This window comes from Oceaniradius stylonematis, assembly GCF_965223445.1.
GTDB classification, from domain to species: Bacteria; Pseudomonadota; Alphaproteobacteria; order Rhizobiales; family Rhizobiaceae; genus Roseitalea; species Roseitalea stylonematis.
Genome location: NZ_OZ244994.1, coordinates 1,049,064 through 1,063,626 on the forward strand (window position 1 = coordinate 1,049,064; position 14,563 = coordinate 1,063,626).

The window sequence follows — 14,563 nt, forward strand, 5'->3', positions numbered from 1 at the left end:
AAGCCCACCGGACGGGCGGTTTGGCGACCGCATATACAAACTACGGATCGCGGCTCTCCAAACCGCCCGTTGTTCTGTTTCGGCAGCAAGCTCTCGACTTCGAAAGAAAGTGCGGCGTCGATCATGCACGCCCGCCTCCCCCTTGAGGGGGTGAGCCTGCGAACGGCGATTGGTCCAGCGAAGCCGGGCCAGAGCGGGTGGGGGTGGCAAATAAGCGCGAGGTGAGCCACGACCCCCACCCGGCTCTGTCTCGTTTACACTCGCCACTCGCCGACCTCCCCTCAAGGGGGAGGTGGGTCGGCTTGTACATCGCACGTCCCGCACCCCTTGACCCCTCACCCCGCTTGCCCGAAAAGCCGGGCGACAGATGCGAAGGACCAATCCCCATGGGTTTCAAATGCGGCATTGTCGGCCTGCCCAATGTCGGCAAGTCGACCCTCTTCAATGCGCTGACCAAGACCGCCGCCGCGCAGGCGGCCAACTATCCGTTCTGCACCATCGAGCCCAACACCGGCGAAGTGGCCGTGCCCGACCCGCGCCTGGCGCAGATCGCGCAGATCGCCCGGTCGAAGGAAATCGTGCCGACGCGCATTTCCTTTGTCGACATTGCCGGCCTGGTGCGCGGTGCGTCCAAGGGCGAAGGGCTCGGCAACCAGTTCCTCGCCAACATTCGCGAGGTGGACGCGATCGTCCATGTGCTGCGCTGCTTCGAGGACGACGACGTCACCCATGTCGAGGGCCGCATCGATCCGGTCGCCGACGCCGAGACGGTCGAGACCGAACTGATGCTGTCGGACCTTGAGAGCCTCGAACGCCGCATCGCCGGGGTGCGCAAGAAGGCGACCGGCAAGGACAAGGAGGCGCTCACCGTGTTGCCGATGATGGAACAGGCGCTGGCGCTGCTGCAGGATTCAAAGCCCGTGCGGCTTTTGCTCGATGACATCGCCGCCGAAGATCTCGCCATCCTCAAGGGGCTGAACCTTCTGACCTCCAAACCCGTCCTTTACGTCTGCAACGTCGCCGAGGACGAGGCCGCGACCGGCAACGCGCATGCCGAGGCCGTCGCCGCCATGGCCGCCGAACAGGGTGCGTCCACCGTCACCATCTCCGCGGCGATCGAGGCGGAAATCGCGCAGCTGGATGCGGACGAGGCGCGCGAGTTTCTCGACACGCTCGGCCTTGAGGAAGCCGGTCTCGACCGGCTGATCCGCGAGGGCTACGACCTGCTCGACCTGATCACCTTCTTCACCGCCGGCCCGAAGGAATCGCGCGCCTGGACGGTCAGGAAGGGGTCGCGCGCGCCGCAGGCCGCCGGCGAGATCCACACCGATTTCGAAAAGGGCTTCATCCGCGCCCAAACCATCGCCTTCGACGACTATGTCGGCCTTGGCGGGGAAAACGCGGCCAAGGAAGCCGGCAAGGCGCGCGACGAGGGCAAGGACTATGTGGTGCAGGATGGCGACGTGATGCTGTTCAAGTTCAACGTCTGAGCTGCGCTCAAGGCGCCGCCGCCGGGCCCTGCAATCGTCCACAACCGCGTCACGCCGCCTTGTCGCCGCGCGTGTTGATGCCGAGCAGTGAATAGAGCGCGCACCGCGACATGATGCCCGTCGCCAGCATCACGACGCCGACCAGCGCGACAATCCAGCCCCATGCACCCAGTTCGACGAAGAAGAACAGGGCCAAAAGAACGGCACCCGCCACAATGCGGATCATGCGGTCGGTGCTGCCAACATTTACGTCAAACATCTTTGCCTCCAATGTCATTGACCGGATCATTCCGGTCCTGAAGATCGAGGATACACGGAAACGCCGACGAATGTCTGTGACCATGTCACCAAGAAGCGATGCGGCCGGTCATGTACCCGCGATCGCCGCCAGCCGTGCGCGGTCGCGGATCAGGATCTCCTTGCGCCCGCCTTCCACGATGCCCTCGTCGGACAGCTTCTCGACATGGCGGGACACGACCTCGCGGGCGCTCCCGATCGCCGTCGCGATCTCCGCGTGGGATGCCGCGGCCCTGCCGCCATCATCGGCATTGTCGAGCAGCCAGCGTGCCAGCCGGATTTCGATCTTCTGGAAGGCCACCATCTCCAACAGCGCCGTCATCTCGCCGATCCGCTCGGCAAAAGCGCGAAAGACGAACTGCCGGAACCGGTCGGACCCGTCCATCAGCTCGCGAAAGGCCTTGAACGGCACAATCGCGGCGACGACATCGGTGTCGGCAATCGCCTCGCCCGAATAGGGCTGGGCGCCAAGCAGCGCCAGTGTCGTCATCAGGCAGGTCTCTCCCGGCTCGATGGAATAAAGGCGCAGCTCGCGGCCTGTCCGGCTGTTGAGATAGACGTTGATCCGGCCGGACAGGACCAGGGCAAAGCCGCCGGGCGCTTCGCCGGGCCGGAACAAGATCGTGCCCTTGGGCACCAACCCGGGCGTCAGCCGGCCCAAGGCCTCCATGGTCGGCGCATCGAAGGCGGTTTCGAGTACGGTTCCCTTGAGCCAGTCAACGGCCATCGGAGGTTGCTCCTTCGCCTGTTATGCGGACCACACCCGACGACAGGGCGAGGCCCGACAAAATCAGCGCTCCGCCGGCAAAGACGGCGAAACCGGGCCGTTCGCCCAGGAACACGATACTCGCCACCACCGAAACCGCCGGCATCAGCATGACGAAGGGTGTCACCTGCGACACCGGATTGCGGCGCATCAGGTCGAACCAGATCACATAGGCCAGAGCAAAGGCAACCAGCGCGATGAATGCCAGGCCGGCCCAGGCGGCGGGCGAGCCCGTGGTCAGCGCGGTCCACTGGCCGTCCTCGAAAAGAAGGGTGAACAGGATGAGCTGTGCCGCGCCGTGCAGGGCCACACGCTTGAGCAGGACCGCGCCATCGTCGCGGCCGAGCTTGGCGATCAGGGCCTGGCCCAACCCCCAGACCGCCCCGCCGGCGATCATCAGCGCAACGAAGCCTGGCGCCGGACGGTCCGCGGGAAGGCCGGCAATGATCATCACGCCGCAAAGGGCGATCACGAACGCGACAAGCTTGGAGGGCTGGAACGGCTCGGTGCGCAGCAGCCATGCCCACAGCACCGCCAGCGGCACCTGGAACTGGGCTATGATCACGCCCGTGGAGGCTTCGAGGCCGGACAGTGCCGTGAAGATCAGCGCGGCCTGTCCCGAAACAGCGAAAAGCGCGATGCAGGCCGCCGCCAGATGCCCGGTGGCCGGCCTTCGCCGCTCAAAGGCCATCAACAGCAGCGCGGTGGCCGTGAAGCTGACCGCCATGATCAGGATCGGCGGGAACTGCGCCATCGTGGGCTTGAGGACGGTGAACCCCAGCCCCCACATGGAGACGACGAAAACGGCCAGCGCGATGTCGCGTGGCGACACGGGTTCAGTCGCCCTCGAATTCGATCAGCGTGCGCACCGGAACGCCCAGCGCCTCGATCTTGGCGCGGCCGCCCAGATCGGGCAGATCGATCACGAAACAGGCCGCAACGACGTCCGCGCCCATCTGCTGGAGAAGCTTGACGGCGCCCTCTGCGGTGCCGCCGGTGGCGATCAGATCGTCGACCAGGATCACCTTGTCGCCGGGCTTGACGGCGTCCCTGTGCATCTCCATCTCGTCGACGCCATATTCGAGACTGTAGGCAATGCGGACCGTGTCGTGCGGCAGCTTGCCTTTCTTGCGGATCGGCACGAAGCCGGCGGAAAGCTGGTGCGACATGGCCCCGCCGAGGATGAAGCCGCGCGCTTCGACGCCGGCGATCTTTTCGATCTTGGTGCCGGCATAGGGATGGACGAGTTCGTCCACCGACCGGCGGAACGCCGATGCGTCGCCCAGAAGCGTCGTGATGTCCCGGAACATGATGCCCGGCTTGGGATAGTCGGGAATCGTGCGAATGGCGGTCTCAAGCGTTTCATGCAGCGTCATCGTCGGGTCCCGGCACAGAGCAAACGCGCCTTTGATAGCCAGCCACCAGCCAAACGGCAAAGGAAAAGGGCGCCCGGAGGCGCCCTTTCAAATGTCACACCCTGTGCCGACGCGTCTCAGTGCTCGACGCGCGCCCAGACCTGCTTCTTGGACAGGTACAGGAGCGCCGCGAAGATCAGCAGGAACACCATCACGCGGAAGCCGAGCTGCTTGCGCTCGTCCATGTGCGGTTCGGCTGTCCACATCAGGAATGCGGCAACGTCCTTGGCCATGTTCGAGACGGTGGCCTCGGTGCCGTCGTCGAACTCATGCATGCCTTCGAACAGTGGCGGCGCCATCGCAAGCGCCGTACCGCTCGCGAAATAGGGGTTGTACCACAGGCCCTCGGGCACCGAGACGTCCTCGGGCACCTCATCCTTGTAGCCGGTCAGAAGCGAATAGATGTAGTCGGGACCGTTTTCCGCATAGTTGCGGAACGGGTCGATCACGAAGGCGGGAAAGCCGCGGATCGGCGCCCGCGCCTTGGCGATCAGCGACAGGTCCGGCGGATAGGCGCCGCCATTGGCCGCGCGTGCCGCTTCCTGGTTAGGGAACGGCGAGGGAAACGCATCCGCCGCCGTGGCCGGGCGGAAGAACATGTCTCCGAAATCGTCGGGACCGTCCTCGACCTCGTAATTGGCCGCGAACGCCTTGATCTGCTCATCCGAGTAGCCAAGGTCGGCCAGATTGCGGAAGTTGACGCGGCTGAGGGCGTGGCAGGCCGAGCAGTTCTCCGCATAGATCTTCAGGCCGCGCTGCAGCTGCGCCTGATCGTACATGCCGAACGGTCCGGCGAACGACCAGTCCTGCTCGCGCGGCTTGTTCTTGGGATAGGCGCTGGCAGCCCACGCCCCGGTCGCCATCACCGTTGCGGCGATGGCGGCGGCTCCGAGTTTAACAACAAGGTTTTTCATCATCGATTCCATCGTCTGTTCGAGGCCGGGCCGTCAGGACTTGTCGGCGGACGCTGTCGCATCGCCCAGTTGCGGTGATCCGCCGCCGGTCTTGGCCGATCGTTCGAGCACCGCCTCGGTGATCGAATTGGGCAGCCGCCGTGGTTTTTCGACCAGCCCCAGAACCGGCATGACGATCAGGAAGAAGCCGAAATAGATCGCCGTCGAGAGCTGGGCGAGCGCCACATAGACGCCTTCCGCAGGCTGCGAGCCGAGCCAGCCCAGGAACACCGAGTTGATCACGAACAGCCAGAAGGCCAGCTTGTACCAGGGACGGTAGACCGCCGAGCGCACCTTGGACGTATCGAGCCAAGGCACGACGAACAGCACCAGAACCGCGCTGAACATGGCGATGACGCCGCCCAGCTTGGCCGTGATCGGGCCGATGTCGAACGTGATGGCGCGCAGGATCGCGTAAAACGGCAGGAAGTACCATTCGGGCACGATGTGCGCCGGCGTCACCATGGGATCGGCCGGGATGTAGTTGTCGGCGTGGCCCAGGAAGTTCGGCATGTAGAAGACGAAATAGGCATAGAGCGCCAGAAACAAGATCAGCGCGAACGCGTCCTTGATGGTCGCGTACGGCGTGAACGGCACCGTGTCTGTCTTCGACTTCACCTCGATGCCGGTCGGGTTCGTCTGCCCCGTCACATGCAGAGCCCAGACGTGCAGGATGACGACGCCGGCGATCATGAACGGCAGCAGATAGTGCAGCGAGAAGAAGCGGTTCAGCGTCGGATCGCCGACCGCGAACCCGCCGAGCAGCAGCTCCTGGATCGGAACGCCGATGACCGGGAAGGCGGTGAAGAAGCCGGTGATCACCGTGGCGCCCCAGAAGGACATCTGGCCCCAGGGCAGGACGTAACCCATGAAGGCGGTGGCCATCATCAACAGGTAGATGATGCAGCCCAGGATCCACAGAAGCTCGCGCGGCGCCTTGTAGGAGCCGTAATAGAGCCCGCGGAATATGTGCAGATAGACCGCGAGGAAGAAGAAGTGGGCGCCATTCTGGTGCATGTAGCGCATCAGCCAGCCCGAGTTCACGTCGCGCATGATGTGCTCGACGCTGTCGAACGCCTTGGTCGCGTCCGGCACGTAATGCATCGCAAGAACGATGCCGGTCACGATCTGGATGACAAGGAAGATCGAGAGGATGCCGCCGAACGTGTAGGCATAATTGAGGTTCCGCGGCACCGGATAGGCCACGAAGCTGTCATACATCAGCCGCGGCAGCGGCATGCGCGCATCGATCCATTTGCCGACGCCGCTGGTCGGCGTGTAGGTGCCGTGATGCTCGAGTTTGCTCATCGGGCGGCCTCCTAGACCTGGTCGGAGCCGACGATCAGGGTCGACTCATCGGCAAAAACATAGGGCGGAAGCGGCAGGTTGGTCGCCGCCGGGCCGCGCAAGATGCGGCCGACCATGTCGAACACCGAGCCGTGGCACGGGCAGAACCAGCCCTCCGGCGCGTTGTCGACGATGTTGGGCACGCAGCCCAGATGGGTACAGGTGGCCGAGACGATCACCCAGTTGCGGGTTTCGGCGCCGTCAGGACCGGCGATGCGTTCGGCGGCCGGCTGGTATTCCTTCATGTCGCCCTCGCCGAGCGTGTCGGCGGCGGCGATCTCGTCGTCCAGCAGCTGCCGGATGAAATAGGGCTTGGAGCGCCAGGTGACGACAATGGTGCCGCCCGGCTCGATGGCGCTCAGATCGACCTCGATCGGCAGGCCAGCGGCGCGAACCGCCGCATCGGGGCGCATCTGGTCGATGAACGGCCAGGCAGCCGCAGCGGCGCCGACAACGCCCATCATCCCGGTGGCCACATAGATGAAATCCCGGCGGGTGGGCAGTTCGCCTTCCGGCTCCTGGGTCGCGTCTGTCACGGCGACGTCCTTTCCTTGCCAAAAATATTCGTCAAAAACTCAGGAATAATGCACGTCCCCGAGCGCAATCCGGCGCGTTAATAATGCCGGCTCACCGCCATTGTCTACCCCAGACCAAGGCATGATGACACTGTGTCGCGCACTATTCGGCAGCCTCGGCGAAGCTGAGGAAGCCGCCCGACTGGCGCGTCCACATCCGGGCGTAGAGACCGCCCTTGTCGCGCAGCAATTCGTCGTGCCGCCCGGTCTGGACGATACGGCCATTGTCGACGACGACCAGCCGGTCCATCGCGGCGATCGTCGACAGGCGGTGGGCGATGGCGATTACCGTCTTGCCGTCCATCAGCGTCGCCAGATTGTCCTGGATCGCCGCCTCGATCTCCGAATCGAGCGCCGACGTCGCCTCGTCGAGGATCAGGATCGGCGCATCCTTGAGCATGACCCGCGCAATCGCCACCCGTTGCCGCTGGCCGCCCGACAGCTTGATGCCGCGCTCGCCGACATGGGCGTCATAGCCCGACCGCCCCTTGGGATCGCGCGCGTCGAGGATGAAATCATGGGCCTTGGCCTTCTTGGCCGCCGCCTCGATCATCGCCTGCGTCGGATCGGCGGCGCCATAGGCGATGTTGTCCCTGAGCGACCTGTGCAGCAGCGACGGTTCCTGACTGACGACGCCGAACTGCCGCCGGAGCGAGGTCTGCGTGACCGACGCGATGTCGGTGCCGTCGATCGCGATCCGGCCGGTTTCCGGTTCGAACAGGCGCAGCATCAGCGACACGATGGTGGACTTGCCGGCACCCGACGGGCCGACAAGGCCGACCTTCTCGCCCGGCTTGATGTCGAGATCGAGCCCGTCGAACAGGCCGATATCGCCCTTGCCGTAATTGAAGCGGACATCCTCGAACCGGATATGGCCCGATACGGGCGCCATGTCCGGCGCATCGGGCCGGTCACGGATCACCGGCTCGACGGAAATCGTCTCGATGGCGTCCTGAACGGTCGAAAAGGCGCGGATCAGCCCGTTGATGTTGAACATCATCCAGCCCGACATCTGGTTGAGCCGGAAAACGAGACCCATCGTTGCCGCGATCGCGCCGGTCGAGATCGTGCCGGCCATCCAGCCCGAAACGGCGAGCACCGCGACCGCGCTCATCATCAGCCCGTTCAGCACCGCGACCGAGGTGCGCACCAGGGTGATCATCCGCGTCAGATGCGTGACCGCGCCCAGATAGTTGCCCATCGCCTGCTTGACGTCGCCGTGCTCCCGGCGCCCGGTGTCGAAGAGCTTGACGGTCAAAATGTTGGTGAAGATGTCGACCAGCCGGCCATTGAGGACCGAGCGTTCGTTGGCGTTGTTCTTACCCGCCGCCCGCAGCCGCGGCAGCAGGTAACGCACCACCGCGCCATAGCCGAGCCCCCAGACGGCGACGACCACGCCCATGCGCCAGTCGAGCGTTGAAAGGACGATGAACGTCAGCGCGATGAAGGTCAGGAACGACCAGAGCGACTGCAGCGAGGTGATGATGAAGTCGCCGACCGATTCGCCCGCCTGCGCGATCTTGGTGGCGATGCGGCCGGCGAAATCGTCCTGGAAGAAGGCATAGGGCTGCTCGATCACCCGGCGGAACGACTGCCAGCGCACCATGGTGTAAAAGCGCGGCACGATCACCTGCTGCTCGATCAGCGCGGCGCCGACCATCACCAAGGCCCGCACGATCAGCAGCAGCGACAGAAGGCCGGCCAGCTCCCAGCCATGATCGGCCAGAAGCGTCGCCGGGGTCGAGCTGTCGAGAATGTCGATCAGCCAGCCGACGCCCCAGTAAAGCGCCGCATCGACCGCCCCGACCAGACCGCCGACGAGGAGCAACACGATGAACGGCCCGCGTGCCTGCCGCGCGAAATAGGCGATGAACTGCCAGGCGTTCTGCGGCAGCACCTCGCGGTCGGTGTCCCCGAACGGTTCGATGAACCGCTCCACCCGGTTCCACACCGGGTGTTCGGTCCGCCGGTAGGCCGGATCGGGGTCCTGGCCGGTGCTGCCGTAACGCGCCATCTACTCCGCCGCCTCCGCCTTGGCGTCGACGCCGATGAACCCGCCGGACTGGCGCGACCAGAGCTGGGCATAAAGCCCGCCTGCCGCGGCCAATTCGTCATGGCTGCCCTCCTCGATGATCGCGCCCTTGTCGAGCACGACGAGCCGGTCGAGATTGGCGATCGTCGACAGGCGGTGGGCGATGGCGATCACGGTCTTGCCTTCCATCAGCGCGTTCAGATTGTCCTGGATCGCAGCTTCCACTTCCGAATCGAGCGCCGACGTCGCTTCGTCCAGCGCCAGGATCGGCGCGTTTTTGAGGAACACGCGTGCGATGGCGATGCGCTGGCGCTGGCCGCCGGACAGTTTCACGCCGCGCTCACCGACATGGGCGTCATAGCCGGTGCGGCCTTCAAGATCGACCAGATCCATGATGTAGTCATGGGCATTGGCGCGTTTGGCCGCCTCGATGATCTGCGCGTCGGTGGCCTCGGGGTTGCCATAGGCGATGTTGTCGCGCACCGAACGATGCAGCAGCGAAGTGTCCTGCGTGACGACACCGACCCGGCTGCGCAGGCTGTCCTGCGTCACTTGGGCGATGTCCTGCCCATCGACACGGATCACCCCGTCTTCCAGGTCGTAGAGCCGCAACAGCACATTCATCAGCGTCGACTTGCCGGCGCCGGACCGGCCGACCAAACCGACCTTTTCGCCCGGACGGACCGTCAGCGACAGATCGTCGATCACACCGCCTTCCTTGCCGTAATGGAAGCGGATGCGGTCGAACTCGATTTCGCCCCGTTCGACAACCAACGTCTTGGTACTGTCCGTGTCGGTCACCGCCTGCGGCCGGGCGATCGTGTGCATGCCGTCCTCGGCCATGCCGATGTTCTCGAACAGGCCGGCCAGTTCCCACATCACCCAGTAGGACATGCCTTCGAGCCGCAGCACCAGGCCGACGGCCACCGCCAGCGCGCCGACGGTCGCGTTGCCCGCCGTCCAGCCCCAGATGCCGATCGCCGCCACCGAGAACAGCAGCAGCGCATTGGCGATGTCGAGGCTGACATTGAGCGTCGTGACAAGCCGCATCTGCGGATGAACGGTCTTGAGGAAGTCGTCCATCGCCTCGCGCGCATAGCCTTCCTCGCGGCCCGCATGGGCGAACAGCTTGACCGTCATGATGTTGGTGTAGCTGTCGACGACGCGGCCGGTCATCGTCGAGCGCGCATCGGACTGCCGTTCCGAGATGACCCGCATCTTCGGCAGATAATGCCACATCAGGAGAATGTAGGTGCCCAGCCAGACCAGGAACGGCACCATCAGCCACGCCTGAAGCGTCGCCACCAGAATGACGGCACCGCCGAAATAGACGCCCACATAGATGAAGATATCGACGATCTTGGTGACCGATTCGCGCACGCCGAGCGCCGCCTGCATCACCTTGGTGGCGACGCGGCCGGCGAACTCGTCCTGATAGAAGCCGAAGGACTGGCCCAGCATGTAGCGGTGCGCCTTCCAGCGGATCACCATCGGGAAGTTGCCGAAGATGGTCTGGTGCATGATCAGCGAGTGGAACAGGCCGGTCAGCGGCAGGCCGACCACGATGATCGCGGCCATCCAGAACAGCGACCAGCCTTCATCGGCCAGGAAGGTTTCCGGATTGGCGCCGGTCAGCCAGTCGACGATGTTGCCAAGAAAGCTGAAGATCAGAACCTGCAGGATGCTGATCAGCGCCGTCAGGACGGACGTGACCGCAAGCCACGGCCAGATATCCCTGGTGTAATGCCAGCAAAAGGCGAACAGCGTCGCCGGCGGTTGGACGGGCCGCTCGGGCGGAAACGGATTGATGCGATTTTCAAACCAGGCAAACATTTTTGGCCTCGAAGCGTAAGGATGTAGAGCCGCAAAACGCGAGCGCCAGCACCGGCACCGTGACCGGCGCGGTTTCATCAGGGGCGCGCGACGCGCGAAGGGCTGCAGACAGAATCATGGTCGTGAACCGTTTGGCGGAACCAAACCGGCGGTCACGACGCGATGTCTTGAATGGAAGGTGTCGGAACCGCTGGTGCTAGAAGTCGGACGCGGCCGTGCAGAAACGCGGCAGGCCGATCCGGGGCGCGAACAGGATGTTCGAGCTGACAAACATCATAATTTTCATGCCTGCCTCCTGTTCGGTGAGCACCAACGCGTCTGGCCATAGCGCAACGGGGCGCCTAAAGCAACGCACACTCGACCAAACCGGCACCCATACCGACATGACGCTGTCATCATCACCGCGCCCCGAACGCCTCTCCATCGCCCTCTACCAGCCGGACATTGCCGGCAATGCCGGCACGATTCTGCGCACCGCGGCGTGCCTCGACTTTGCCGTCCACATCATCGAACCGGCCGGGTTCGATCTGTCCGACCGTGCATTGAAACGCGCCGGCATGGACTATCTGGAGATGGCGGCGCTGATCCGGCACGTGACGTGGGATGCCTTCGAACAGTGGCGACGGCGTCAAGGATTGCGGCTGGTGCTGCTGACGACCAAGGCCGACACGCCCTACACCGCCCACCGGTTCACATCCGATGACATCCTGCTGTTCGGGTCGGAATCGGCGGGCGTGCCGGAGACCGTACACAGTGTGGCGGACGAACGCCTGGCCATCACGATGGCCGAAGGCGCCCGCTCGCTCAATCTGGCCGTCTCCGTCGGCATCGCCGCCGCCGAGGCGATCCGGCAGATCAGCGTCCATAGCTGACCACTTCGAACTCGATGCCGTTCTCGTCCTTGAAATAAAAGCGCCGCCCGGGCTCGTAATCGTCATGGCTGTAAGGCTCGTGGCCCTCGGCCTTCACTCTCGCCTCCGTTGCGTCGAGATCGTCCACCACGACGCCGACATGGTTCAGATGCCCGGTGCGCATCTTGTCGAACGAAGCGGCATTCGGCTCCGCCGGCGGCGTGAAGACGGCCAGATAGCTCACCTGGTTGCCGACATGGACAGTGTGGCCATTGCCCAGCGCCGGACCCTCCCATCGCACATGCCAGCCAAACAGGCGGCAGAGCATGGCGGCCGTGGCCTTGGCATCGGGAACCGTCAGATTGACGTGCTCGAGGCGGGCGACATTGGCGTCGGACATGGTGATCTCCTTCTTGATGATTGGCTCACCGGGAGTCATACTTTCTCAAGTGAACTTGAGATCAAGGAGAAAATCGTTTGCCGCGCAAGAGCCCTTTCCTGACCATCGGCGAGGTGGCCGCACGCACCGGTCTCGCGGTCTCCGCGATCCGCTACTATGCCGACGAGGGCCTGATCACGGCGCTGCGCAGCGAAGGCGGCAACCGCCGCTTCACGCGCTCCGAAATCCGCAAAGTGTCGTTCATCGCGATATCGCAGCGCCTGGGCTTCTCGCTGGCCGAGATCAGGGGCCAACTGGACCGGCTTCCCGGCGACCGCCCGCCCACCAAGGCCGACTGGGCGCGGATCAGCACCGGCTTCCGGGACGCGATCGATGAACGGATGGCGCAGCTCGAACGCCTGCGCGACCGGCTCGACGGATGCATCGGCTGCGGCTGCCTCTCGCTCGACACCTGCGCGATCTACAATGGCGACGACAAGGCCGCCGCGCTCGGTCCCGGCGCCAACTGGGTGGAAAAGCGTGAATCGGACCTGGGCCGGCCGGTCAGGCCCCAGCCGGCGGGATGACCGGCGCCTGCATGTCCCGGTGCGGGATGCCTGCATCCATATAGACGCCGGAGCAGACCGAAAAGCCGAGCTTTTCGTAGAACGGCAGGGCATGCACCTGGCTCGACAGAAAGAAAGTGCGACCGGCCGCCTCGGCCTCGTTGGCCAGATCGGCCATCATGAAGCGCATCAGCGCCGCGCCAAGGCCGGTGCCCCGCGCCCGGGGCAGCACCGCGACGCGCTGGATTTTGTAGCGGTCTTCGAGCGGCATAACGCGGCCGGTGCCGACCGGCCCGTCGGCGCCCAAGGCCAGATAATGGATGCAGTCGCCGTCGCGGCCGTCGCGCTCCAGCGCTTCATCCACGCATTGCTCGCGCACGAACACCTGATGGCGGATCGCCACGCAGGCCGTCATGTCGTCTTCTCCCTGCGCCCGGCGCAGCGTCCAGTCATTGTCGAGTGTCATGGGTCAGTCCGCGGTCGGCAGGCGGCGCATGGTGAATTCGATGACATCGCCGTCGAGCACGCGCCAGCTCTCGACCTGCGTCCAATAGGCGGCCTTGGGGTATTGATCGAACCATTCGCGCGCCTTGCGCCGCGCTTCGGGCCGGCTCAGCCGGTAGGTCTCCCGCACAAAGCCCGACGGGCCGCTTGAGCGGCTGGCTTCCAAATGGCGATTGACGAGCGCGCGCGGCGGCCTGGGCGGAGCCATCTGATACCTCCGCGTCAGACGATACCATATCGTTCCCGCGCGCCAAGTCCCCATCTGAAAGGTCACTGCTTGGCAAGGCCGGCGATGCGCGATAGGCACGACCCGATCGGGCACAAAGGGCAACGGGTTTGAAACATGGTTGAGCGGCCACAGCTGCCGGCGGGACTGCCGGCGGACATCGAGGACAAGAAGCGGCAGGCCAGCGCCTGGTTCGAGGAACTTCGCGACCGCATCTGCGCCGCTTTCGAGAAGATCGAGGACGATGTCACCGGCCCGTTCGCCGAATATGTGCCCGGCCGGTTCACCAGATCGCCCTGGGAACGCGACGACGGCAAGGGTGGCGGCGGCGTCATGTCGATGATGCATGGCCGCGTTTTCGAAAAGGTCGGCGTGCACACATCGACCGTGCATGGCGAGTTTTCCGAGGAGTTCCGCAAGCAGATCCCCGGCGCCGACACCGACCCGCGTTTCTGGGCGTCCGGCATCTCGCTGATCGCCCATCCGCAAAACCCCAACGTGCCGGCCGTGCACATGAACACGCGCTTCGTCGTCACCACCTCCTGGTGGTTCGGCGGCGGCGCCGACCTGACGCCGGTGCTCGATGCGCGCCGCACCCAGGACGATCCCGACAGCGTCGCCTTCCACAAATCGTTCGAACTGGCCTGCTCCAAACACGCCGTCGCCGACTACCCCAAATTCAAGGACTGGTGCGACGAATACTTCCACCTTGCCCATCGCAACGAGCCGCGCGGCATTGGCGGCATCTTCTACGACTGGCAGCATTCGGACGATGCCGCCGGCGGCTGGGAGGCGGACTTCGCCCTGACCCAGGATGTCGGGCGCACTTTTCTGGTGGTCTATCCGCATCTCGTCCGGCGCAACTTCAACGACAACTGGACCGACGCCCAGCGTGAGGAGCAGCTGGTCCGCCGCGGCCGTTATGTCGAGTTCAACCTGCTCTACGATCGCGGCACCATTTTCGGCCTGAAGACCGGCGGCAATGTGGATTCGATCCTCTCATCCATGCCTCCGGCGGTGAAATGGCCATGACGCCCTGTCCGTTCGCCACTTAACCTCAGGCAAGGCGCACCGGCACAAAATCGTCAAAACTGCCCGTCATGATGACCTGGCGTCACCAGAGGAGGTGGATGATGAAGGAATTCAAGTGCGGCCAGCTTGTGCCGGGATGCCACTGGCACACCCATGATGACGACGAGGCCGAAATCGTCCGGCGCGCCGCCGAGCATCTGCGCTCGGCCCATGGCGAGGCGCGTCTGCGCGAGACCATGGTCGAAGAGATCAAAAAGCGCGTGCACGAGGTGCCCGCCTGACAAGAGCGGCCCCAAG

The 14,563-nt window shown here is 64.5% G+C and carries 17 protein-coding genes; 5 read left to right on the plus strand and 12 right to left on the minus strand.

Features of this window, described 5'->3' with window-relative positions; all coding sequences use genetic code 11:
* The first annotated feature begins 386 nt into the window (after nucleotides 1–386).
* Nucleotides 387–1,490 (plus strand): redox-regulated ATPase YchF, encoded by a 1,104-nt coding sequence (gene ychF / locus ACOQOU_RS05235; RefSeq protein ID WP_306026572.1) that lies wholly within the window; start codon nucleotides 387–389, stop codon nucleotides 1,488–1,490.
* Between the two features lie 49 nt (nucleotides 1,491–1,539).
* Here the strand turns inward: ychF and ACOQOU_RS05240 are convergent, their stop codons facing one another.
* The 9 genes from ACOQOU_RS05240 to ACOQOU_RS05280 all read right to left on the minus strand — a co-directional run bounded on the left by ACOQOU_RS05240 (nucleotide 1,540) and on the right by ACOQOU_RS05280 (nucleotide 10,708).
* Entirely contained in the window at nucleotides 1,540–1,749 is a 210-nt protein-coding gene (locus ACOQOU_RS05240; RefSeq protein WP_109768248.1) for a YgaP family membrane protein, read from the minus strand.
* A 108-nt stretch (nucleotides 1,750–1,857) separates the two neighbouring features.
* Complete coding sequence (locus ACOQOU_RS05245; RefSeq protein ID WP_109768249.1) at nucleotides 1,858–2,514, minus strand: Crp/Fnr family transcriptional regulator; 657 nt, start codon at nucleotides 2,512–2,514, stop codon at nucleotides 1,858–1,860.
* The gene (locus tag ACOQOU_RS05250) at nucleotides 2,504–3,385 is read right to left on the minus strand and encodes a DMT family transporter (protein WP_306026571.1); all 882 of its coding nucleotides are present in this window, start codon (nucleotides 3,383–3,385) and stop codon (nucleotides 2,504–2,506) included. Before ACOQOU_RS05250 ends, ACOQOU_RS05245 begins: the two co-directional genes overlap by 11 nt.
* Nucleotides 3,386–3,389: 4 nt before the next feature.
* Nucleotides 3,390–3,929, minus strand: coding sequence for an adenine phosphoribosyltransferase (locus ACOQOU_RS05255; protein ID WP_109768294.1), 540 nt, complete (start codon nucleotides 3,927–3,929; stop codon nucleotides 3,390–3,392).
* A 116-nt stretch (nucleotides 3,930–4,045) separates the two neighbouring features.
* Complete coding sequence (locus ACOQOU_RS05260) at nucleotides 4,046–4,882, minus strand: cytochrome c1 (RefSeq protein ID WP_306026570.1); 837 nt, start codon at nucleotides 4,880–4,882, stop codon at nucleotides 4,046–4,048.
* A 33-nt stretch (nucleotides 4,883–4,915) separates the two neighbouring features.
* Entirely contained in the window at nucleotides 4,916–6,229 is a 1,314-nt protein-coding gene (locus ACOQOU_RS05265; RefSeq protein WP_109768251.1) for a cytochrome b, read from the minus strand.
* Nucleotides 6,230–6,240: 11 nt separating this feature from the next.
* The gene (gene petA / locus ACOQOU_RS05270) at nucleotides 6,241–6,804 is read right to left on the minus strand and encodes a ubiquinol-cytochrome c reductase iron-sulfur subunit (RefSeq protein ID WP_109768252.1); all 564 of its coding nucleotides are present in this window, start codon (nucleotides 6,802–6,804) and stop codon (nucleotides 6,241–6,243) included.
* A 142-nt stretch (nucleotides 6,805–6,946) separates the two neighbouring features.
* Nucleotides 6,947–8,857 carry an ABC transporter ATP-binding protein gene (locus ACOQOU_RS05275; RefSeq protein ID WP_306026569.1) on the minus strand — a complete coding sequence of 637 codons (1,911 nt, stop codon included), beginning with the start codon at nucleotides 8,855–8,857 and terminating at the stop codon, nucleotides 6,947–6,949.
* Nucleotides 8,858–10,708: an ABC transporter ATP-binding protein gene (locus tag ACOQOU_RS05280; protein WP_306026568.1), complete on the minus strand. Its 1,851-nt coding sequence runs from the start codon at nucleotides 10,706–10,708 to the stop codon at nucleotides 8,858–8,860. It lies immediately after the preceding gene.
* Nucleotides 10,709–11,091: 383 nt separating this feature from the next.
* Here ACOQOU_RS05280 and ACOQOU_RS05285 point away from each other — a divergent pair, with 383 nt between their 5' ends.
* Nucleotides 11,092–11,580, plus strand: coding sequence for a tRNA (cytidine(34)-2'-O)-methyltransferase (locus ACOQOU_RS05285; RefSeq protein WP_109768254.1), 489 nt, complete (start codon nucleotides 11,092–11,094; stop codon nucleotides 11,578–11,580).
* Here ACOQOU_RS05285 and ACOQOU_RS05290 read toward each other — a convergent pair.
* Nucleotides 11,564–11,959, minus strand: coding sequence for a VOC family protein (locus ACOQOU_RS05290; RefSeq protein ID WP_109768296.1), 396 nt, complete (start codon nucleotides 11,957–11,959; stop codon nucleotides 11,564–11,566). The genes ACOQOU_RS05285 and ACOQOU_RS05290 overlap by 17 nt on opposite strands.
* A gap of 77 nt (nucleotides 11,960–12,036) precedes the next feature.
* On the opposite strand from ACOQOU_RS05290, the gene soxR reads away from it, so the two are divergent.
* Nucleotides 12,037–12,525 (plus strand): redox-sensitive transcriptional activator SoxR, encoded by a 489-nt coding sequence (gene soxR / locus ACOQOU_RS05295; RefSeq protein ID WP_109768255.1) that lies wholly within the window; start codon nucleotides 12,037–12,039, stop codon nucleotides 12,523–12,525.
* Here the strand turns inward: soxR and ACOQOU_RS05300 are convergent.
* Together ACOQOU_RS05300 and ACOQOU_RS05305 are read right to left on the minus strand one after the other, a co-directional pair.
* Nucleotides 12,503–12,970, minus strand: coding sequence for a GNAT family N-acetyltransferase (locus ACOQOU_RS05300; RefSeq protein ID WP_109768256.1), 468 nt, complete (start codon nucleotides 12,968–12,970; stop codon nucleotides 12,503–12,505). The two genes, soxR and ACOQOU_RS05300, sit on opposite strands and share 23 nt — an antisense overlap.
* 3 nt (nucleotides 12,971–12,973) lie before the next feature.
* Nucleotides 12,974–13,216, minus strand: a complete 243-nt coding sequence (locus ACOQOU_RS05305) for a hypothetical protein (protein WP_245412953.1) — start codon at nucleotides 13,214–13,216, stop codon at nucleotides 12,974–12,976.
* Nucleotides 13,217–13,351: 135 nt separating this feature from the next.
* Here ACOQOU_RS05305 and hemF point away from each other — a divergent pair, with 135 nt between their 5' ends.
* Both hemF and ACOQOU_RS05315 read left to right on the plus strand, forming a co-directional pair.
* Nucleotides 13,352–14,266, plus strand: a complete 915-nt coding sequence (gene hemF, locus ACOQOU_RS05310; protein WP_375565794.1) for an oxygen-dependent coproporphyrinogen oxidase — start codon at nucleotides 13,352–13,354, stop codon at nucleotides 14,264–14,266.
* Nucleotides 14,267–14,367: 101 nt separating this feature from the next.
* Nucleotides 14,368–14,547 (plus strand): DUF1059 domain-containing protein, encoded by a 180-nt coding sequence (locus tag ACOQOU_RS05315; RefSeq protein WP_109768258.1) that lies wholly within the window; start codon nucleotides 14,368–14,370, stop codon nucleotides 14,545–14,547.
* The last annotated feature ends 16 nt before the right edge of the window (nucleotides 14,548–14,563 follow it).

What these genes read in the sequence shown, in the direction of transcription:
- ychF (WP_306026572.1), top strand. Translation starts at nt 387, where the DNA reads ATGGGTTTCAAATGCGGCATTGTCGGCCTGCCCAATGTCGGCAAGTCG.
- ACOQOU_RS05240 (WP_109768248.1), bottom strand. Translation starts at nt 1,749, where the DNA reads ATGTTTGACGTAAATGTTGGCAGCACCGACCGCATGATCCGCATTGTG.
- ACOQOU_RS05245 (WP_109768249.1), bottom strand. Translation starts at nt 2,514, where the DNA reads ATGGCCGTTGACTGGCTCAAGGGAACCGTACTCGAAACCGCCTTCGAT.
- ACOQOU_RS05255 (WP_109768294.1), bottom strand. Translation starts at nt 3,929, where the DNA reads ATGACGCTGCATGAAACGCTTGAGACCGCCATTCGCACGATTCCCGAC.
- ACOQOU_RS05260 (WP_306026570.1), bottom strand. Translation starts at nt 4,882, where the DNA reads ATGAAAAACCTTGTTGTTAAACTCGGAGCCGCCGCCATCGCCGCAACG.
- ACOQOU_RS05265 (WP_109768251.1), bottom strand. Translation starts at nt 6,229, where the DNA reads ATGAGCAAACTCGAGCATCACGGCACCTACACGCCGACCAGCGGCGTC.
- ACOQOU_RS05275 (WP_306026569.1), bottom strand. Translation starts at nt 8,857, where the DNA reads ATGGCGCGTTACGGCAGCACCGGCCAGGACCCCGATCCGGCCTACCGG.
- ACOQOU_RS05280 (WP_306026568.1), bottom strand. Translation starts at nt 10,708, where the DNA reads ATGTTTGCCTGGTTTGAAAATCGCATCAATCCGTTTCCGCCCGAGCGG.
- ACOQOU_RS05285 (WP_109768254.1), top strand. Translation starts at nt 11,092, where the DNA reads ATGACGCTGTCATCATCACCGCGCCCCGAACGCCTCTCCATCGCCCTC.
- ACOQOU_RS05290 (WP_109768296.1), bottom strand. Translation starts at nt 11,959, where the DNA reads ATGTCCGACGCCAATGTCGCCCGCCTCGAGCACGTCAATCTGACGGTT.
- ACOQOU_RS05300 (WP_109768256.1), bottom strand. Translation starts at nt 12,970, where the DNA reads ATGACACTCGACAATGACTGGACGCTGCGCCGGGCGCAGGGAGAAGAC.
- ACOQOU_RS05305 (WP_245412953.1), bottom strand. Translation starts at nt 13,216, where the DNA reads ATGGCTCCGCCCAGGCCGCCGCGCGCGCTCGTCAATCGCCATTTGGAA.
- hemF (WP_375565794.1), top strand. Translation starts at nt 13,352, where the DNA reads ATGGTTGAGCGGCCACAGCTGCCGGCGGGACTGCCGGCGGACATCGAG.
- ACOQOU_RS05315 (WP_109768258.1), top strand. Translation starts at nt 14,368, where the DNA reads ATGAAGGAATTCAAGTGCGGCCAGCTTGTGCCGGGATGCCACTGGCAC.